The organism is Isoptericola sp. NPDC060185 (assembly GCF_042728595.1).
Lineage (GTDB): Bacteria > Actinomycetota > Actinomycetes > Actinomycetales > Cellulomonadaceae > Isoptericola.
In genome coordinates, this window is the sequence record NZ_JBHWYY010000021.1 from 1 (window position 1) to 22,014 (window position 22,014).

The window sequence follows — 22,014 nt, forward strand, 5'->3', positions numbered from 1 at the left end:
TGGCTGCAACCAGGGCGAGCGTGCGCGACGGGCGGCGCGGCCGGGGCGGCGCCGCGGCAGCCTCCGCGGCCGCGGGCGCCCGCAGCTCCGTGTCCGGGAGCGCGGGCGCGTCGTCGGACGTCGACGCGTCGGGCGCGCCGGTCCGGGCCGCGCGCGTGCTGCCCGTGCTGCCCGCCGGGTCGGCCGTGCCGGGGGAGCCGGACATCCTGGTGGCGTCGGGGTCGGCGGTCGCGCCCGGATCGGCGGTGGCGCCGTCGGCGAAGGCGGCGAGGCCGTCCGCGGCGGGTTCGACGGCCGGTTCGATCGCGGCGCGGGGCAGGTCCGGCTGGGTGTCGAGGACGGCGCGCAGGCTGGGGCGCGCGGCGGGATCCTTGGCGAGGCAGGCCTCGACGAACGGCCGCAGCCAGTCGGGGCAGCCGTCGAGCCGCGGCTCCTCGTGCACCACGCGGTAGTACATGACGTGGGGCCGCCCGACGCCGAACGCCGCCGCCCCGGTCGCGGCGAAGTGGGCGACGGCGCCGAGCGCCCACACGTCGGTCGCGGGGGAGACGGCGTCGCCGCGCGCCTGCTCGGGCGCCATGAACTGGGGGGTGCCGAGCTGCGCGCCCGTCTCGGTGAGCGACGTCGCGTCGGCGGCCTGCGCGATGCCGAGGTCGATGAGGCAGGGGCCGTCGTCGCCGAGGATGACGTTGGCGGGCTTGACGTCCCGGTGGACCAGCCCGGCCCGGTGCACGGCGTCGAGCGCCTCGGCGAGGTGCCCGACCAGGGCGCGCACGTCCGCCTCGGGCAGCGGGCCCCCGCGGCTCACCGCCAGCGCCAGCGTGGGGCCGGGCACGTACTCGGTGGCGATCCAGGGGGCGGGCGCGTCGAGGTCCGCGTCGATGAGGGTGGCGAGGAACCGCCCGCGCACCTTGAGGGCCGCCGACATCTCCCGGCGGAACCGCGCGCGGAACTCGCTGTCGTGCGCGTACTCCGAGCGGATCATCTTGATCGCCAGCCGGCGGCCGCTGCGCATCTCGGCGAGGAACACGGCACCCATGCCGCCCTGGCCGATCCGGCCCAGCAGGCGGTGCCCGCCCAGCTCCGCGGGGTCGGACGGGGCCAGGGGCGTCACGCCCGCGGGCACCGCGCCGTCGTCCGGGGAGGGGAAGGTCAAGGCACGGCTCCTGGTCGGCGGTCGCGTGGTCGGTCGCGGGAGCGCCGATCGTACGACGGGGGTCCGACGCGACGCCGCGGGCGTCCGGGCCCGAGGCCGGCGAGCACGGGCTCCGGCGCAACGGTGATATCCATGGCGGGTGAAGTCCGCCGCAGACGCCCACGACCTGCCCTTCGACGCCGTCCTGTGCGACATCGACGGGGTGATCCGTTTCTACGACACCGACGCGGTGACACGGCTGGAGGAGCGGGCCGGTCTGCCGGCGGGCACCACGGCGGCCATCGGGTTCGCGCCGGAGAACGACCTGCACCTGTTGCTGGGGGCGGATCACCAGGCAGCAGTGGGCCGACTCGATCGTCCGGGGCCTCGTGCCCGACGTTCCGCGAGCCGAGGCGCAGATGCTGGCCGAGGCGTTCACCGAGGCCGAGTCCTGGGCGGACGGCGCCGTCGTGGGCCTGCTTCGCCGGGTCCGGTCCCGCATCCCTCTGGTGCTCGTGAGCAATGCGACGACATGGCTCGACGACGACCTGGAGCTTCTCGGGCTGGCCGACCTCGCGGACGACGTCGTCAACAGCTCGCTCGTCGGCGTCGCCGAGCCGGACCGTCGCATCTACGAGATCGCCGCCGCACGGGCCGGTGTCCCCACCGACCGTTGCCCCTTCGTGGACGACCGCGAGGAGAACACCGCAGCAGCAGCCGAGCTCGGCATGACGACGGTGCTGTACCGCTCCGCCGCCGCGTTGGAGGAGGCGCTCGCCCCCGTCCTCACGCCGTCGCTCCTGACGTGAGGCGGGTCCTGGCGGCAGGGGGCGCGCCGGGTGGACACGCAGGTGGACACGCAGGGCGCACGTCACCGCCCCGATGGCACGATGACGCCGATGAGGCTTCGGGGCAGGGGCCGCGTGCCGGCACGGACGGGCGCCGGTATGCGCACCGACCTCACCCGCGGATCCGCCACCCGGCGCAGGGACGACGGAGGGGAACGATGGCAGTCGTGACGAGGAGGGCCTCGACGGTCCTCGTGCCCGCGTCCCCGGCCCGGCGGCTCGGGGCCGCGGGCGTGGGTCTGCTCGTGGTGGCGACGGCCCTGACCGGCTGCACGACGGACCCGGACGCGGGCCCGGTGCCCTGCGGCGACGGGGCGGGGAGGCCGCCGGCGGCCGCGGCGTCGTCGGACGTCGAGCAGGAGGGCGTCACCCGGGAGGTGCCGTTCGGCGGCTCGTCGGTCCGGCTCACCGTCGACCCGGTCGAGGTGCGGGACGGCCTGGCGACGCTCACGGTCGGCTACGAGCCCCTGGAGGGCGAGCTGCCCCCGCTCGGCGACGTCCTCGCGGGCGCGGAGCCGGACGGTGCGACGGGGGCGGCGGGCCTGCGCCTGGTGGACCTCGACGCGCTGGAGGTGCTCCCCGTCCTCGTCGGGCCGGACGGCACGCGGCGCGCGAGCGGGCTGGAGGACCTCGGCCTCGGGAGCGAGCAGCACAGGACGACGTCGGTGCACGCCGCCCCGCAGGGGGAGACGGTCGACGTCCTGGTGCCGCTGCTGGGGTACGTCCCCGACGTCCCCGTGGTCCGGACGAGCGACGGGTGCGGCAACCCGCCGGCGTCGCCCGGCGAGGCGGCCGGGGCGTCCCGGTATCCGCTCCAGGCGTACCGGCAGCCCCTCGACGGCGCGGCAGGGGACGGCGGCGCGCTCCCGAAGCCGACGGGCGCGGTCGTCGCCGCCGGGGAGACGCCGGCGGTCCGGACCCCGGGCGAGGACGGCGCCACGGACCGCCTGGCGGTGCGCTCGGTCGAGCGGCGGGGCGGCGCGCTCCTCGGCACCTTCGAGCTGGGCCTGGTGTCCGGCGACGGCGGCACCGCCGGTGCGTTCGGCACGCCCGACGCGCGCGGCGCGCGGGAGCGCGGCTTCGACGCGGCCGCGGCGTCCGAGGCCCCGCTCCGGGCCGCCCTGCTCGACGGGTCCGGCTCCACCTACCCGTTCGAGTACGAGGTCCCTGCGGACGCCGGGGACACCGCGGACGCCGGGGACACCGCGGACGCGCAGGAGACCCCACGACGGCTGCTGGCCGACGAGCGGGTCGGCCGGGCGGGGTCCGCGCCCGGCGAGACGGCGCTGGTCGTGGTGGTCTGGCCCGACACCGGGGCCGACCGGGTCACCGTCGACCTCCCCGGCGTCGCGCGGTTCGTCGACGTCCCGGTGACGGACGCGGGCTGACGCGCCGGGCGGGTATCAGGTGCGGGGCGCGACGCTCCCTGTGGACAGACGGGACAAACCCCTGTCGCCCGTGGGTGGGCCCTGCCTATCCTGAGCCGGCGATCGCACGGGGGCGTCTCCGCCTCGTGTCGGGTATCTGCCCAGGTCATCGTCATCCGGGGGAATCTTGAGCTTGCTGACGCGGCTGCGCGCCGACCGTCGTGCGTCCATCTCCACCGCTGTCGTCGTCGCCGTCGCGGGCGGCGTCGTGACGGCCGCCGTGCTGTACGACGGCCAGGCGACGGCGGACGTCGACCTCGACGACGCGGGCGTCTGGGTGACCAACCAGGCCTCGGGTCTGGTGGGCCGGTTCAACACCGAGGCCAAGTCGCTGGACGGCACGATGCTGGCGGGCAGCTCGGCGTTCGACGTGGACCAGCAGGCGGGCCAGGTGCTCGTCGCGGACGACGGCAGCAGCGCCGCGAACGTCGTCGACGTCGCGCGGCTGAAGTTCCACGCGACGGCGCAGCTGCCGCCGGGCGCGGAGGTCTCCCTCGGCGGCGGCCGGGTGTCCGTGGTGGACGACGAGTCGGGCTCCCTGTGGGTGACGTCGCTCGAGGGCCTGGCCGCCCTGGACACCGAGGAGGCGGACCCGACGGCGGAGCTCGACGGCGCGGCGACGTCCGTGGTCTCGGAGTCGGGCGTCACGTACGCCGTGGTGCCGGGTCGCGACGTGCTGTGGACGGTGGCGCCGGGCGAGGAGCCGACGACCACAGAGCTCGGGATGCTGTCCGAGGGCGACGACGTCCTGCTCACCACGGTCGGCGACGACCTGGTGCTCCTCGACCGGACCTCGGGTGAGCTGCGCCTGCCCGGCGGTGCCGTGGTGGACGTGGCCGACGCGCAGGGCGCGCGGCTGCAGCTGCCGGGCCCGCCGTCGTCCGCCGTCGCGTACGCGACCTCCGCGGAGCTGGCGCTGCAGCCGCTGGGCGGCGGCGCGGCCACGTCCCGCAAGGCGTCGGGCACGCCGGCGTCGCCGGTGCAGCTCGGCGGCTGCCTGTACGGCGCCTGGTCGGGCTCCGGTCAGATCGTGCGCGACTGCGCGGGCACGGACCGCGATGTCGACCGGGTGCTCGAGGGCATCGACCGGACCACGGAGCTCGAGTACCGGGTGAACCGGAACAACGTGGTGCTCAACGACCTCACGGCGGGCACGCTGTGGATGGCGCTCGAGGACTACCGGAAGGTGGACGACTGGGACGTCAAGCTGCCCGAGCAGGCGGAGGGCTCCGACGAGGACGCGGAGGACGCGAAGCCGGAGCTGGTCGACAACACGGTGGTGGACCGGGAGAAGGAGGACCCGCCGGTCGCGAAGGACGACGACTTCGGGCTCCGGCCGGGGCGCACCACCGTGCTCGACGTCCTGTCGAACGACCTCGACCCGGACGGCGACGTCATCACCGCGTCGCTCGTGGGCGACCAGCCGGGCGGGCTGCGCGTGGAGCGGGTCATGGGCGGCCAGGCGCTGCAGGCGGTGGTGCCGGCCGAGGTCTCGGGCTCGGTGACGTTCACCTACGAGGCCGACGACGGCCGCGGCGGCACCGACCAGGCCACGGTGCGCCTGCGGGTGGTGCCCGACGACGAGAACGCGGCGCCCGAGCAGGAGGGCAGCCCGGTGCTGCGGGTGCAGCAGGGCAGGACGGCGACCATCAAGGTGCTGCCGTACTTCCGCGACCCGGACGGCGACGACGTGTACCTCGCCACCGCCCACTCGACCGTCCAGGGCGACGAGGTGCGCGCCTACCCCGACGGCACGGTGGAGTTCCGCGACGGCGGCACGTCCACGGGGCGCAAGAAGGTGAAGCTCACGGTCGGCGACGGCCGCGGCGAGGTCGTCGAGGGCACGCTGGACGTCGACGTGCTCGGCGAGGGCAACGAGCCCCCCGTGGCCGTGGGCGACCACGTTGTCGCGACCGCCGGCCAGCCGGTGACGATCGAGCCGCTGAAGAACGACACGGACCCGAACGGCGACGAGCTGACCCTGTCGCGCGTCAGCCCGGCCGCGCCGGCGGAGATCACCCCCAACCACGACGCCGGCACCTTCACGTTCCTCGCTCAGGAGCCGAAGTCCTACGACGTGCTCTATCAGGCGAGCGACGGCCCGTCGTCGACCACCGGGGTGGTGCGCGTGGACGTGCAGGACCCCAAGGAGGCGAGCGGCGCCCCGATCGTCGTGAGCGACGCGGCGATGCTGCCGGCGGGCGGGTCCGCCCTCGTGGACGTCCTGGCGAACGACACCGATCCGACGGGCGGCGTCCTGGTGGTGCAGTCGGTGCGGGTGCCGGACGACGCCGGCGTGAGCGTCGCGGTCCTGTCCCACCAGATGCTGCGGATCACCGAGACGCGGCGCATCTCCGAGCCGGTCGTCCTGGAGTACACGGCGTCGAACGGCAACGACACCTCGACCGGGCAGGTGCGGGTGCTGCCCGTGCCGCCGCCGGACCGGCTCCAGCCGCCGAACGCGGCGCCCGACGAGGTCACCGTGCGCGTGGGCGACTACGTGAACATCGACGTGCTGGACAACGACTCGCACCCCGACGGCCTGGAGCTGACGCTCGGCGAGGAGCTGGAGCAGTCGGTGGACCATGAGCAGGGCGACCTGTTCGTGTCCGAGGACCGGCTGCGGTTCCGCGCCGGGCCGGAGGCGGGCACCGCCTACGCCATCTACACGGTCCGGGACCCGAACGGGCAGGAGGACTCCGCCCAGGTCACCATCCACATCCGCGGGGGCAAGGACAACGCCGCGCCCGTGCCGCACGACGTCGACGCCCGCACGCTCGCGGGCGGGACGGTGCGGATCCCCGTCCCGCTGGACGGCATCGATCCTGACGGCGACTCGGTGCAGCTCACGGGCCTGGCGACCGGGCCCGCGCAGGGCCGCGCCGAGGTGGTCGACGGCTACGTCGACTACGAGGCGAGCGAGGACGCCCGCGGCCTGGACTCCTTCCGCTACACCGTCCAGGACGCGCGCGGCGAGGTGGCGACGGGCGTGATCCGGGTCGGCGTCGCGCAGCCGCCCGCGACGAACCAGCCGCCCGTCGCCGAGGACGACGAGATCACCGTGCGCCCGGACCGGCGCGTGGCGATCCCGGCGCTGGAGAACGACTCCGACCCCGACGGCGACCAGGTGGGCCTGGTCCCCGGCTCGCTCGAGGGCGGCGACGACGTCCGGGCCGAGGTGTCCGAGGACCGGATCGTCGTGCAGACGCCGGGCGAGGAGGGCACCACCACGTTCTTCTACGCGATCGAGGACACCTACGCCGCGCGCGGCTCCGCCGCGGTGAGCGTGACCGTCGCGAAGGACGCGCCGCTGCAGCGCCCGGTCGCGCGCGACGACTCCGTGCCGGTGGCGGACCTGCTCGGCAAGACGACGGTGACCGTCCCGGTGCTGGACAACGACGAGGACCCGGACGGCTCCACGGACGACCTCGAGCTCGAGACCGACTCGCCCACCGCCCAGGTGACTCCCGACGGCGAGGTGCAGGTGGAGCTCGCCGAGCAGCGCCAGGTGATCACCTACTCCGTCACGGACGTGGACGGGCAGAGCGCCAAGGCGTTCGTCGTCGTCCCGGGCCTCACGTCGGTGCAGCCCATCCTCAAGCCGGGTCAGGCGCCGCTCGAGGTGCTCGCGGGCGAGTCGCTGGACGTCGACGTCGCGGACCACGTGCTCGTGGTCGAGGGCCGCAGCCCGCGCCTGACGACCGCCGACGAGGTGACCGGCCTCGAGGGCGAGGCCGAGGTGACCGGCACGACCACGCTGACGTACACGCCGCGCGACGACTTCACCGGGCCGGCCGGCGTGACCTTCGAGGTGACGGACGGCGACGGCCCCGACGACCCGGAGGGGCACACGGCGGTGCTGACGCTGCCGATCACCGTGCTGCCGCCGGACAACCTGCCGCCCGAGCCGGGCTCACCGACCGGCCAGGTCGCGGCCGGGGAGGAGAACGCGGTCGACCTCGGCCGGTTCGCCAAGGACCCGGACGGCGACGACCTGCGGTTCGAGCTCGGCACGCTGCCGCAGGGGCTGCGGGCGACGACGTCGGGGTCGCGGGTCACGCTCGAGGCGTCGCCCGAGACGCCGAAGGGCACCACGCTCACCGTGCCGTTCACGGTGACCGACGACGAGCACCCGCCGGTGGACGGCGAGCTCACCGTCGAGGTGGTCGCCTCCACCCGCCCGCTGGCGCGCGCCGTGGACGACACGGTCGACGACGCCCACCAGGGCCAGGCGGTCTCCGTCCCGGTGCTGGCCAACGACTCCAACCCGTTCGCCGACCGTGGGCCGCTCGAGCTCGTCGGCGACGCCGTCCTCGAGACCGGGCAGGGCGGCACGACCGTGGACGGCGACCGGGTGGTCGTCACCCCGCAGGCCGACTTCGTGGGCACGATGGTGGTGCGCTACACGGTGCAGGACGCGACGAAGGACCCCGACCGGCAGGTCGAGGGTCGCATCACGGTGAACGTCGTCGGCGCGCCCGACGCCCCCGCGACCCCGGTCGTGGAGGAGGTGCGCTCGGAGACGGTCGTGCTGTCGTGGACCCCGCCGGGCAACAACGGCTCCGAGATCACCGGCTACACCGTGACCTCCAGCCGTGGCGACACGTTCGACTGCGCCACGACCACGTGCACGCTGGGCGGCCTGACCAACGACGTCACCTACACCTTCACGGTGGTCGCGACGAACGACGTCGGCCCGTCGAAGAAGTCGCCGCCGTCCGCGGAGGCGCGCCCGGACGAGAAGCCGGACCCGCCGGCCGCGCCGCAGCTCGACTTCGGGGACGGCTCGCTGACGGTCGCGTGGGACAACGCCACGTACACCGACAGGTCGCCGATCTCGTCGGTGACCCTGGAGATCTCCCCGGCGCCCGCGAACGGCCAGGCGCAGAAGGTGGGCGTCACGGGCGAGCGCATCGTGTGGGACCACCTGACCAACGGCACGGCGTACAAGGTGCGGATCCAGGCCGTGAACTCCGCGCCCGACCCGTCGGACTGGGGCGCGTGGTCGGCCACGATGGTCCCGGCGGGCCCGCCGGACGCCCCCGCCGCGCCGTCGGCCTCGCGCGTGGACGACGCGCTCGGCGGCCAGGTGAAGGTCACCTGGGGCGCGCCGGCCGACAACGGCGACGCGGTCAAGAAGTACTACCTCGACGTCTTCAAGAACGGCTCGAAGGTGGAGACGCGCACCGTCTCCGGCACGTCGCAGAGCCTCGAGGGGCTCGACAAGAAGGCGAGCTACACCTTCGCGGTGACGGCCGAGAACAAGGCGGGCAAGGGCGGCACGAGCAAGCCGTCGAACGCCGTGACGCCGTACGGCAGGCCCGGGGTGCCGGGCGCGGCGAGCGCGAAGGTCGGCACGGGGATGAGCGGCCAGGCCGACGTCTCGTGGGGCGCCGCGAACGACAACGGCAACGCGGTCACGTACACGGTCGAGACGAACAAGGGCGGCAGCCGGACGACCACCGGAACGTCGCTGCGGTACTCCGGGCTGTCGAACGGCACCTCTTACGCGTTCCACGTGAAGGCGTGCAACGCCGCGGGCTGCTCGGCCTGGACGGCGTGGTCGAACGCCGTCACGCCGTTCGGCCCCGTGCCCGCGCCGACCGTGACCGCCACGGGCCAGAGCAACGCCGTGAAATTCGCCTGGGGCACGACCACGAACGGGCGGCCCATCACCGTGAGCGTCACGGGGGCGTTCACCTCCTCGGCCGCGTCCGGCACGAAGACGGTCACGGCGGACCCGGGCCAGAACAAGCGGATCTGCGTCACGGCCAAGGACTCGGCGGGACAGTCGAACCAGACCTGCAAGGACGCCTCCGCCCTCCAGGCCGACGCCTGGGTGACCCGTGGGCCGAGCGCGAAGGGACAGCCTGGCTGCGACGACGCGTCGTGCGCGTACTTCGTGGTGAACACGAAGAACTTCAAGCCCGGCAGCCACCACGTGAACTGCTACGGCGACGACCGGGACGGCTGGAGCGACATCACCACCTCCGGCGCGGGCTACGACGTGACCCTGCCGGAGTCGGGGACCAAGCAGCTCCTGTGCTACTTCGGCTACCCCGGCAAGCAGGTCGCGGTGAAGATCGACGGCAAGGAGTACCGACGCACCACCTGGTGACGGGCCCGCCGGGCGTCCGCGCCCCCGGGCATGGGGACCTCTCCCCATGTCCGGGGGCCGGAATCCTTGCCTCGGGCGGGTGAAATTTCGCTATCCTGTCGGCGCGATCACACCGGGCCGGCGTCGGCCCGTGCGGGGGAAGCGGCCCGCGTCGTCGTCCAACCAGGGGAGTCTCCAGCGTGTTCACGCGTCTGCGCACCAACCGTCGCGCGTCCGTCTCGACGGCGGTGGTGCTGGCGGTGTCCGCGGGCATGCTGACCGCAGCGGTCCTCTACGAGGGGCAGGCGACGGCGGACGTCGACCTGGACGACTCCGGGGTCTGGGTGACCAACCAGGCGTCGGGCCTGGTGGGCCGGTTCAACACCGAGGCGAAGGCGCTGGACGGCACGATGCTGGCGGGCAGCTCGGCGTTCGACGTGGACCAGCAGGCCGGCCAGGTGCTCGTCGGCGACCAGGGCACCCACGCGGGGAGCGTCGTGGACGTCGCTCGTCTGAAGTTCAGCTCGACCACGAAGCTGCCGGGTGCCGCGCAGACCTCCATGGGCGGCGGCCGGGTCGCCGTCGTCGACGGCGAGTCGGGATCCCTGTGGGTCACGTCGGTGGAGCGGTTCGCCGGTCTCGACACGCAGAAGGCGACCCCGACGGCGAAGCTCGACGGCTCGGCGACCGTCGTGGTGTCCGAGGGCGGGACCACGTACGCCGCCGTGCCGGCGCGGGACGTGCTGTGGACGGTGGCGCCGGGCGAGGACCCGAAGACCACCGAGCTCGGGATGCTGTCGGAGGGCGACGACGTCCAGCTGACCACGGTCGGCGACGACCTCGTGCTGCTCGACCGGACCACCGGGGAGCTGCGGCTCCCGGGAGGCGACGTCGTCGACGTCGCGGGCGCCCAGGACGCCCGGCTGCAGCAGCCCGGGCAGTCCACGGACTCGGTGGCGTACGCGACCGCGGACGCGCTGGTGCTGCAGCCGCTCGGGGGCGGCGCGGCCACGTCGCGGCAGGCGTCGGGCACCCCCGCCGCGCCCGTGCAGCTGGGTGGTTGCCTCTACGGGGCCTGGTCGGGCTCGGGCCAGATCGTGCGTGACTGCGAGGGCACGGACCGGGACCTCGACCAGGTGCTCGAGGGTATCGACCAGTCCACCGAGCTCGAGTACCGCGTGAACCGCGGCAACGTGGTGCTCAACGACCTCACGGCGGGCACGCTGTGGATGGCGCTCGACGAGTACGAGAAGGTCGACGACTGGGACATCAAGCTTCCCGAGCAGGCGGAGGGGTCCGACGAGGACGCCGAGGACGCCAAGCCCGAGCTGGTCGACACCACCGTCCTGGACCGCAAGAAGGAGGACCCGCCGGTCGCGAAGGACGACGACTTCGGCGTCCGCCCGGGCCGCGCGACGGTGCTGGACGTGCTGTCCAACGACCTCGACCCGGACGGCGACGTGATGACCGCCTCGCTCGTCGGCGACCAGCCCGACGGCGTGCGCATCGAGCGTGTGATGGGCGGCCAGGCGCTGCAGGCGGTGGTGCCCGAGGACGCGTCCGGCACCACGACGTTCACCTACGAGGTCGCGGACGGCCGCGGCGGCACGGACCAGGCGTCGGTGAAGCTGCGGGTCGTTCCCGACGACGAGAACTCCGCGCCCGAGCAGACCGGGCCGCCGGTGCTGCGGGTGCAGCAGAGCAAGTCGGCGTCGATCAAGGTGCTGCCCTACTTCCGCGACCCGGACGGGGACGACGTCATCCTGCTCACCGCGGCCTCGACGGTGCAGGGCGACGAGGTGCGCGCCTACCCGGACGGCACGGTGGAGTTCCGTGACGGCGGCACGTCGACCGGGCGAAAGAAGGTCAAGCTGACCGTCGGTGACGGCCGCGGCGAGGTCGTCGAGGGCGAGCTCAACGTCGACGTCCTCGGCGACGGCAACCAGCCGCCGGTCGCGGTCGGGGACCACGTGGTGGTCACGGCCGGGCAGCCGGTGACGGTGGAGCCGCTGAAGAACGACACGGACCCGAACGGCGACGAGCTGCGGTTGGCGCGGGTGGCCGACGCCGCGCCGGCCGAGATCACGCCGAACTACGACGCGGGCACGTTCACCTTCCTGGCGCAGGAGCCGAAGTCGTACGACGTGCTCTACCAGGTCAGCGACGGCCCCGAGGCCACGACGGGGGTCGTGCGCGTCGACGTGCGGGACCCGGACGCGGCGCAGGGGGCGCCGGTGGTGGTCGCGGACACCGCGCTGCTGCCGTCGGGCGGCTCGACCCTCGTGGACGCGCTCGCCAACGACACCGACCCGGCGGGCGGGGTGCTCGTGGTGCAGTCGGTGGACGTGCCGGACGACGCGGGGGTGAGTGTCGCGGTGCTGGGGCACCAGATGCTGCGGATCACGGAGACCCGACGCATCTCCGAGGCGGTCACGCTCCGGTACACCGTGTCGAACGGCACCGAGACCTCGACGGGGCAGGTGCGCGTGCTGCCGGTGCCGCCGCCGGACCGGCTGCAGCCGCCGAACGCCGCGCCCGACGAGGTCACGGTCCGGGCCGGCGACTACGTGAACATCGACGTGCTGGCCAACGACTCGCACCCCGACGGCCTGGAGCTGACGCTGGCCGACGAGCTGGAGCAGTCGGTGGACCCGGCGCAGGGCGAGCTGTTCGTCTCCGAGGACCGGCTGCGCTTCCGCGCGGCGTCGAAGCCCGGCACGGCCTACGCCATCTACAAGGTGCGCGACCCGAACGGGCAGGAGGACTCTGCCCAGGTCACGATCCACATCCGCGGCGGCAAGGACAACGCCGCACCGCTGCCCCGCGACGTGGACGCGCGGGCGCTCTCCGGGGGGAAGGTCCGCATCCCGGTGCCGCTGGACGGCATCGATCCGGACGGTGACTCCGTGCAGCTCACGGGCCTCGCGACGGGGCCCGCGCAGGGCCGCGCCGAGGTGGTCGACGGGTACATCGACTACGCGGCGAGCGAGGATGCCCGCGGCCTGGACACGTTCCGCTACACGGTCCAGGACGCGCGGGGCGAGGTCGCCACCGGCGTCATCCGCGTCGGCATCGCCGAGCCGCCGGCCACGAACCAGCCGCCCGTGGCCCAGGACGACGAGGTCACCGTGCGCCCGGACCGGCGCGTGGCGATCCCGGCGCTGGAGAACGACTCCGACCCCGACGGCGACCAGATCGGCCTCGTGCCGGGCGCGCTGGAGGGCGGCAAGGACCTCGAGGCCAAGGTGTCCGAGGACCGGATCGTCGTGCAGACGCCGAGCGCGGACGGCACCACCACGTTCTTCTACGCGATCGAGGACACGTACGCGGCACGGGCCTCCGCGTCGGTCAGCGTGCAGGTCGCGAAGGACGCGCCCCTCCTCGCCCCGATCGCGCGGGACGACTCGGTGCCCGTGGCCGACATCCTCGGCCGGACCTCGGTGACGGTGCCGGTGCTCGACAACGACGAGGACCCGGACGGCGCGGCCGACGACCTCGAGGTCACGACGGACGCCGCGGGGGTGACCGTGACGCCCGAGGGAGAGCTGGACGTCACCCTCACCGAGCAGCGCCAGGTGATCACGTACACCGTCACCGACATGGACGGGCTCACGTCGAAGGCCTTCGCCGTCGTGCCGGGGCTCGCCGCGGCCGAGCCGATCCTCAAGCCGGGCCAGGCCCCGCTGGAGGTGCTCGCGGGCGAGTCGCTGAAGATCGACATCGCCGACCACGTCCTCGTGGTCGAGGGGCGCAAGCCCCGCCTGACGACGGAGGACGAAGTCACCGCGCTGGAGGGCGGCGTCGAGGTGACCGGCAAGACCACCATGACCTACACCCCCCGGGACGACTACACGGGCCCGGCCGGCGTGACCTTCGAGGTCACCGACGGCGACGGCCCGGACGACCCCGACGGCCACTCGGCCGTGCTGACCCTCCCGATCACGGTGCTGCCCCCCGAGAACCTGCCGCCGGAGCCGGGCTCGCCGTCCGGCCAGGTCGCGGCGGGGGAGGAGAGCGTGGTCGACCTCGGCCGGTTCGCGAAGGACCCGGACGGTGACGACCTGCGCTTCCAGCTCGGCGCGCTGCCCGGCGGCCTCGGCGCCACCCTCAAGGGCGGTCGCGTGACGCTCGAGGCAGAGCCCGAGACCCCGAAGGGCACCACGCTCACCGTGCCGTTCACGGTGACCGACGACGAGCACCCGCCCGTGGACGGCACGCTGACGGTCGAGGTCGTGGCCTCCACGCGCCCGCTGGCGCGGGCGGTCGACGACGTCGTCCAGGACGCGCACCAGGGCAAGCCGGTCTCGGTGCCCGTGCTGGCCAACGACTCGAACCCGTTCGCGGAGCGCGGGCCGCTGGAGCTCGTCGGGCAGCCGGTCGTCGAGACCGGCCGCGGCGACGCGACGTCCGACGGCGGCAAGGTCGTCGTCACGCCGAAGGCCGACTTCGTCGGGACCCTCGTGGTGCGGTACACGGTGCAGGACGCCACCCAGGACCCGGACCGCCAGGTCGAGGGCCGAGTGACGGTGAACGTCATCGGCGTGCCCGAGGCGCCGTCGAAGCCGGTGGTCGAGGAGGTGCGCTCCGAGACGGTCGTGCTGTCGTGGACCCCGCCGACGAACAACGGCTCCGAGATCTCGGGGTACACGGTGACCTCGAGCCAGGGCGACACGTTCGACTGCGCCACGACGACCTGCACCCTGACGCCGCTGACCAACAACGTCACGTACACGTTCACGGTGGTCGCGAACAACGAGGTCGGGGCGTCGGAGGCCTCCCCGGCGTCCGAGGACGCCCGCCCGGACCAGAAGCCGGACCCGCCCGCCGCGCCCCAGCTGGAGTTCGGCGACGGTTCGCTCACCGTGACGTGGGAGAACGCCTCGTACACCGACCGGTCGCCGATCACGTCGGTGAACCTGGAGATCTCGCCGGCCCCGGCGAACGGCGAGACGCAGAAGGTGGGCGTCACCGGCCAGCGCATCGTGTGGGAGGGCCTGACGAACGGCACCGCCTACAAGGTGCGGATCCAGGCCGTGAACGACGCGCCGGACCCGTCCGACTGGGGCTCCTGGTCGGCGTCCGAGATCCCGGCGGGCAAGCCCGACGCGCCCGCGGCGCCCACGGCCTCGCGGGTCAGCTCGGACATCGCCCCGGACGGCGGGCAGGTGGACGTGTCCTGGACCGCGCCGAACGACAACGGCGACGCCGTCAAGAGCTACACCGTGGACGTGCTGAAGGGCGGCTCGAAGGTCGACACCCGCACGGTCACCGGCGCCACGTCGACGACGTTCGAGGGCCTCGACACCAAGGGCTCGTACACGTTCACCGTCACGGCCGAGAACAAGGCGGGCGTCGGCGCGACGAGCGCCGCGTCGAACGCCGTCACGCCCTTCGGCAAGCCGAAGGCGCCGGGTACCCCCAAGGCGAGCGTGAGCACGGGCATGAGCGGCAAGGCGAAGGTGTCGTGGGGCGCCGCCGACGACAACGGCGCGGCGGTCACGTACACCGTCGCGACGGACCAGGGGGGCAGCGCCAAGACCACGGGGACGTCGCTGACGTACTCCGGGCTGAAGAACGGCACCGACTACCGGTTCCGCGTGCAGGCCTGCAACGCGGGAGGGTGCTCCGCGTGGACGGCGTACTCGAACACCGTGACGCCCTTCGGGCCCGTCCCGACGCCGTCGGTGTCCGCGTCCGGCGGCAAGCAGAAGGTGTCGTTCAACTGGTCGACCAGCACGAACGGCCGGTCCATCTCGGTGAAGGTCAGCGGCGCCTTCTCGAGCACGGCGAAGAGCGGGAGCAAGACCGTGACCGTCGGGGACTCCGTGACCAAGCAGATCTGCGTGGTCGCGACCGACACGGAGGGGCAGTCCGCCAAGGAGTGTGCGTCCGCCACGTCGGACGCGGCGCCGAAGCCCACGCTGACCCTGCAGCGCGGCTCCAGCGCCGACGGCGAGCGGGAGTACGGGTCGTGCGACGGTTCGGCCTGCGCCTACCTGCGGATCACGATCAAGAACGCCAAGCCGAACACGCAGTTCACCTACGGGTGCATCGCCGACGGGCGGCAGTTCAACACGGCTGGGACGAACTGGAAGAAGGCGCCCACCGAGCCGACGCGCACCGACGGCAACGGCAACGCCGGGCCCCGTGACCTCTGGTGCTACTACGGGGGCGGCGGCGACAGCGTGAAGGTCACGACCAGCCTCGGGCTGACCAGCAACACCGTCATCTGGTGATGCGCGGCCGGTGACCGCATCGTGCGGTATGCCCCGAACGCCTCGGGCATGGGCACCTCTCCCCATGCCCGAGGGCCGGGACGGGTGCTTCGGGCGGGTGATTTCTCGCTATCCTGTGCGGGCGCTGGGTGTGTCCGACGGTGGTCGTCGGACGGCCGGCGCCCACACCTCCCGGGGGATCTGTGAGCCTGCTCTCGCGCCTGCGCGCCGACCGTCGTGCGTCGATCTCGACCACGGTGGTCCTCGCGCTGACCGGCGGCGTCGTCGCCGCCGCCGTGCTGTACCAGGGCGAGGCCACGGCCGACGTGGACCTGGACGACTCCGGGGTGTGGGTCACCAACGAGTCCTCCGGCCTGGTGGGCCGCTTCAACACCGAGGCCCGCTCGCTGGACGGCACGATGCTCGCCGGCAGTTCGTCGTTCGACGTGGACCAGCAGGCGAGCCAGGTGCTGGTGAGCGACGGCGGCTCGAGCACGGGCAACGTCGTGGACCCCGCCCGGCTGAAGTTCGCCTCCAGCACCGGCGTCCCGGCGGGTGCCCGGACCGCGATGGGCGGCGGCCGCGTCGCCGTCGTCGACGACGAGTCCGGATCCCTGTGGGTCACCAGCGTCGAGAAGTTCGGCGCCCTCGACACCACCAAGGCGAAGCCGACCGCGGACCTCGACGGCGCCGCGCGTGCCGTGGTGTCCGAGACGGGCATCGTCTACGCGGTGGTGCCCGCCCGCGACGTCCTGTGGACGCTGGAGCCGGGCAAGGACCCGCGCACCACGAAGCTGGACGGCCTGACCTCCGAGGGCGACGACGTCGTCCTCACGACCGTGGGCGACGACCTGGTCGTGCTGGACCGCACCCGCGAGAAGCTCCGTCTGCCCGGCGGCGACCTCGTGGACGTCCCCGACGCGCAGGGCGCGCAGCTCCAGCTGCCGGGGGTGCCGTCCGCCTCCGTCGCCTACGCCACCACCGACGCCCTGGTGCTGCAGCCGCTGGGCGGCGGCGCGGCCACCCAGCGCAAGGCGTCGGGCACGCCGGCCCAGCCCGTGCAGCTCGGCGGCTGCCTCTACGGCGCCTGGTCCGGCACAGGGCAGATCGCCCGGGACTGCGAGGGCACGGACCGCGACGTCGACCAGGTGCTCGAGGGCATCGACCAGGACACCCGCCTGGCCTACCGGGTGAACCGGAACAACGTCGTCCTCAACGACCTCAGCGCCGGCACGCTGTGGATGGCGATGGACGAGTACGAGAAGGTCGACGACTGGGACGTCCAGCTCCCCGAGGAGGGCGACGGCGACGACCCGAACGCCGACGACGACACCCCGGAGATGGTCGACCAGAGCATCGTCGACCGGGAGAAGCAGGACCCGCCGATCGCGAAGGACGACAAGTTCGGCGTCCGTCCCGGCCGGGCCACCGTGCTCGACGTCCTGAACAACGACCTCGACCCCGACGGCGACGTCATCACCGCGAGCCTCGCGGGCGACCAGCCCGAGGGGATGACGGTGCAGGAGGTGCTCGGTGGCGCGGCGCTGCAGGCGGTCGTCCCCGAGGGTGCCACCGGCACGGTGCACTTCCCGTACGTGGTGACGGACGGCCGCGGCGGGCACGCCGAGGCGGACGTCAGCCTGCGCGTGGTGCCGTGGAGCGAGAACGAGGCGCCGGAGCAGAGGGGCGAGCCCGTGCTCACCGTGCCGCAGGGCGGCAAGGGCGAGATCCGGGTGCTGTCGTACTTCCGCGACCCGGACGGCGACGACCTGCTGCTCGGCACCGCGTCGTCCGCGGTGAAGGGCGACGAGGTGCGCACCTCCCCGGACGGCACCGTCGAGTTCCGTGACGACGGCAAGACGACGGGCCGCAAGAAGGTCGCGCTGACCGTCAACGACGGCCAGGGCAAGAGCGCCGAGGGCACCCTGTGGGTCGACGTCGTCGGCGCGACGCAGAAGCCGCCCGTCGCGGTGGGCGACCACGTCGTCGTCACCGCGGGCCAGCCGGTCACGGTGGAGCCGCTGAAGAACGACTCCGACCCGAACGGGGACGACCTGCGGCTGTCCAACGTCAGCGAGGCCGCCCCGGCCAAGATCACCCCGAACTACGAGGCCGGCACCTTCACGTTCCTGGCGCAGGACCCGAAGTCGTACGACGTGCTCTACCAGGTCACCGACGGCAGCGGCCAGGCGCCGACCACGGGCGTGGTGCGCGTCGACGTGGTGGACCCGCAGGACGCGACGGGCGACCCGGTGGTCGTGGCGGACACCGCCCTGCTCCCGGCGGGCGGGTCCACGCTGGTGGACGTGCTGGCGAACGACAGCGACCCGGCGGGCGGCGTGCTCGTCGTGCAGTCGGTGGACGTGCCGGAGGACGCGGGCGTCGCCGTGGCGGTGCTGGGGCACCAGATGCTCCGCGTCACGGAGAGCCGCCGCATCGCGGAGCCGATCACCCTGACCTACACGGTGTCCAACGGGACGGGCACCGCGGAGGGCCAGGTCCGGGTGCTGCCGGTCCCGGCCCCCGCGCGCCTGCAGCCCCCGAGCGCCACGGCCGACGAGGTCACGGTGCACGTGAACGACTACGCGAACGTCGACGTGCTCGACAACGACACGCACCCCGACGGCCTCGAGCTCACCCTCGACGACGAGCTGGTGCAGACCGTGAAGCCCGAGCAGGGCGAGGCGTTCGTCTCCGAGGGCGTGCTGCGCTTCCGCGCCGGCACGAAGGCCACCACGGCGTACGTCATCTACACCGTGACGGACGAGAACGGGCAGGAGGACTCCGCCCAGGTCACGATCCACGTGCGCGACGGCAAGGAGAACCGCCCGCCGGTCCCGCCGGACGCCCAGGCGCGCGTCGTGTCCGGGGGCACCGTGCGCGTGCAGGTGCCGCTCGACGGCATCGACCCGGACGGCGACTCCGTCCAGCTCGTCAACCTCGTGCAGCCGCCGGTCAAGGGCATCGCCGAGGTCGTCGACGGGCGGTACATCGACTTCAAGGCCACCCGCGGCGTCACCGGCCAGGACGCGCTGACGTACGCCGTGGTGGACGCGCGGGGCGAGAAGGCCGAGGGCACCGTCCGCATCGGCATCGCGCCGCCGCCCACCACGAACCACCCGCCGCTCGCGGAGGACGACGTCGTCACCGCGCGGCCGGGCCGCAACGTCGTCGTGCCCGCGCTGCGCAACGACTCCGACCCCGACGGGGACCAGTTCGGCCTCGTGCCGGGGGCGCTGGAGGCCAAGGAGCCGCTCGCGCCGAAGGTCGAGGGCGACCGCGTCCTCGTGCGGACCCCGGACGACGAGGGCTCCTACGGCTTCTACTACGCGATCGAGGACACCTGGGGCGCCCGGGCGATGGGCGCGGTGACGCTCGAGGTCTCCGAGGACGCCCCGCTGCTCGCGCCGATCGCGCGCGACGACATCGTGATGCCGGGCGACGTCAAGCCCGACCAGTCGTCGGTCACCGTCAAGGTGCTCGACAACGACGAGGACCCGGACGGCGCGGCGAGCGAGCTGAAGGTCGAGGTCGGCGGTGACACCGCGACCGTCGGTGCCGACGGCGACGTCGCCGTGCGGCTCCTGCCCCAGCCCCAGATCCTCACCTACACGGTGACGGACCAGGACGGCCTCCAGGGCAAGGCGTTCATCCAGGTCCCGGCGTCGAAGAAGCCGAGCGCGGACGACCAGGACGAGCCCGAGGGCCCCGCGCCCATGCTCAAGCCGAACTTCTCGCCCCTCAAGGTGAAGTCGGGCGAGCCGCTCACGGTGAACCTCGGGGACGCCGTCGTCGTCGCCGAGGGCGGCAAGGTCGCGATCGCCGACTCCGGCAGCGCGAGCGCGGTGGCCGGCTCCGTCGTGGTCAAGGACAAGCAGCGGCTCGTCTACACCTCCGACGAGGACTACGTCGGCCCCGCCGCCGTGGGCGTGCTGGTCACCGACGGGCTGGGCGACGGCCCCGAGGACGACGCGCACACCGCGATGGTCCAGGTGCCGATCACGGTGCTCCCGCCGGAGAACCTGCCGCCCGAGCCGGGCTCCCCGACCGGTCAGGTCGCGGCCGGTGAGGAGAGCACGGTCGACCTCGCGCGCTTCGCCACCGACCCGGACCAGGACGAGCTGAGCTTCTCCCTCGGTGGCGCGCCCGCTGGCGTCTCTGCCTCGCTCACGGGATCCGTGGTGACGCTGCAGGCGGACGCGGACGTCGCCAAGGGCACCAGCCTGACGATCCCGTTCACCGTGAACGACGGCGAGAACGCGGCCGTCGAGGGCACGCTCACCGCCACGGTGGTCGCGTCCACGCGCCCGCTCCCGAAGGCGACCCCCGACACGGTCGAGGGCGCCCACCAGGGCAAGGCCGTCGCGGTCCCCGTGCTGGCCAACGACATCGACCCGTTCGACCCGAAGGGCCTGGAGGTCATCGGGAGCGGCGTGCAGACGGGTGCGGGCGAGGCCGTGGTGGACGGCGACCAGGTCGTCGTGACGCCGGACGGCGACTTCGTCGGCACGCTCGTCGCGACCTACCGCATCCAGGACGCGACGAAGGACGCCGACCGCATCGTCGAGGGCCGCATCACCGTCACCGTGCTGGGCGTGCCCGAGGCACCGGCGACGCCGGTCGTCGAGGAGGTGCGCTCGGAGACGGTCGTGCTGTCGTGGACGCCGCCCCTCAACAACGGCGCGGACATCACCGGGTACACGGTGACGTCGAACCACGGCGACACGTTCGACTGCGCCACGACCACCTGCACGTTGGAGGGGCTGACCAACAACGTGAAGTACACCTTCACGGTGGTGGCCACCAACGAGGTGGGCGACTCCCCGGCGTCCCCGGCCTCCGCCGAGGCCCGCCCGGACGAGAAGCCGGACCCGCCGGCGGCGCCGACCCTGGCGTTCGGCGACAAGAAGATCGACGTGACGTGGGTCAACGCGACCTACACCGACCGTTCGCCCATCAAGTGCGTCAACCTGCGGATCTCGCCCGCGCCCGCGAGCGGCATCGCGGACGTCGCCTGCGTGACGGGGCAGAGCTACACGTGGGAGGGGCTGACCAACGGCAACGCCTACACGGTCACGGTCCAGGCCGTGAACGAGGCACCCGACCCGTCCGACTGGGGCGCGCCCTCGGCGGAGGAGATCCCCGCCGGCGTGCCGCTGGACCAGACGGCGCCGTCCGCCAGGCGTGTCGACGACGTCCTCGGGGGCCGGATCGACGTGTCGTGGAGCGCCCCGAACGCCAACGGCGACGCCGCGATCACCTACCACGTGACGACCCTCAAGAACGGGTCGGCCGTGAAGACCGAGACCACCACCTCGACCAGCTACCCGGCGACGGGCCTCGACAACGAGTCGAAGTACACGTTCACGGTGGTGCCGGAGAACAAGGCCGGGAAGGGCGCGTCCAGCCCGGCGTCGAACGCCGTCGTGCCGTACGGCCGGCCGGAGGCCCCGACCGGGGTCAAGGTCGTGGACAACAACGGCGTGCCGGTCGTGAGCTGGAACGCGGCCGACGCGAACGGCTCGCCGGTGACCAGCTACACGGTGTACGCGAACGGGGCCCGCGCGACCTCGGTGTCGGGCACGAGCACGTCGGTCACCGGCCTGACCGAGGGGCAGACCTACTCCTTCCAGGTCACGGCGACCAACGCGGGCGGCACGTCCGGCCTCAGCGCGAAGAGCGGCTCGGTCAAGGTGTATGCCAAGCCGTCGGTGCCGACCGTGACGTGGACCCAGTCGGGGGCGACGGACGGGTACTTCACGGTCTCCGGCCCCAGCTCGTGGCACGGCGACACCGGCACGCTCAAGTGGACCCTCACCGGGTCCGACGGCACGAAGACGGGCACATCGACGGGCCGGATCGACGTGAGCGGCTCGCCGAGCTACACGTCGGGGAACAAGTCGTACGGCGTGACGGTCACGGCGACGAACGGCGCAGGCTCGACCTCCGCCTCTGCCAGCGGGAGCACGACCGCGCCGCCGCCGCCCAACCCGCAGATCTCTGTCAGCGCGGGCCCCGCCTACAGCACGCCGGGCTGCACCAACACGTCCGTGTGCCACCGGTTCCACGTCAACACCAACGGGGACTTCCCGGCGGGCACGTACAACCTGCAGTGCTGGTCCACCTACGACGGGCTCGTCTCGGACCGGACCTACACGGTGACCCTGGGCCCGAACGGTGGCGCCGACCTGTGGTGCACGCTCGGCCGCTCGTTCAACGCGCAGGTGTGGGTCACCGTGAACGGCAACACCAACTGGTCGGTCCGCACGAACTGGCCCTGGTGACCTCCTTC

At 73.4% G+C, this 22,014-nt stretch carries 6 protein-coding genes; 5 read left to right on the plus strand and 1 reads right to left on the minus strand.

From position 1 onward, the window contains the following. Window positions 1-1,156: serine/threonine-protein kinase (locus ACFWDO_RS09575; RefSeq protein WP_380346916.1), on the minus strand; the 1,156-nt coding region annotated here is incomplete at its 3' end. 368 nt (window positions 1,157-1,524) lie between these two features. On the opposite strand from ACFWDO_RS09575, the gene ACFWDO_RS09580 reads away from it, so the two are divergent. From ACFWDO_RS09580 to ACFWDO_RS09600, 5 genes are all read left to right on the plus strand, one after another. Further along, a complete protein-coding gene (locus tag ACFWDO_RS09580) occupies window positions 1,525-1,944 on the plus strand; it encodes an HAD-IA family hydrolase (protein WP_380315365.1) in 420 nt (139 codons plus the stop codon). 197 nt (window positions 1,945-2,141) lie between these two features. Beyond that, a complete protein-coding gene (locus ACFWDO_RS09585) occupies window positions 2,142-3,371 on the plus strand; it encodes a hypothetical protein (RefSeq protein ID WP_380315368.1) in 1,230 nt (409 codons plus the stop codon). Between the two features lie 166 nt (window positions 3,372-3,537). Then, window positions 3,538-9,528, plus strand: coding sequence for an Ig-like domain-containing protein (locus ACFWDO_RS09590; protein ID WP_380315371.1), 5,991 nt, complete (start codon window positions 3,538-3,540; stop codon window positions 9,526-9,528). Between the two features lie 179 nt (window positions 9,529-9,707). Beyond that, entirely contained in the window at window positions 9,708-15,743 is a 6,036-nt protein-coding gene (locus ACFWDO_RS09595; protein WP_380315374.1) for an Ig-like domain-containing protein, read from the plus strand. Between the two features lie 182 nt (window positions 15,744-15,925). Next, a complete protein-coding gene (locus tag ACFWDO_RS09600) occupies window positions 15,926-22,006 on the plus strand; it encodes an Ig-like domain-containing protein (protein ID WP_380315377.1) in 6,081 nt (2,026 codons plus the stop codon). Window positions 22,007-22,014 lie beyond the last annotated feature (8 nt).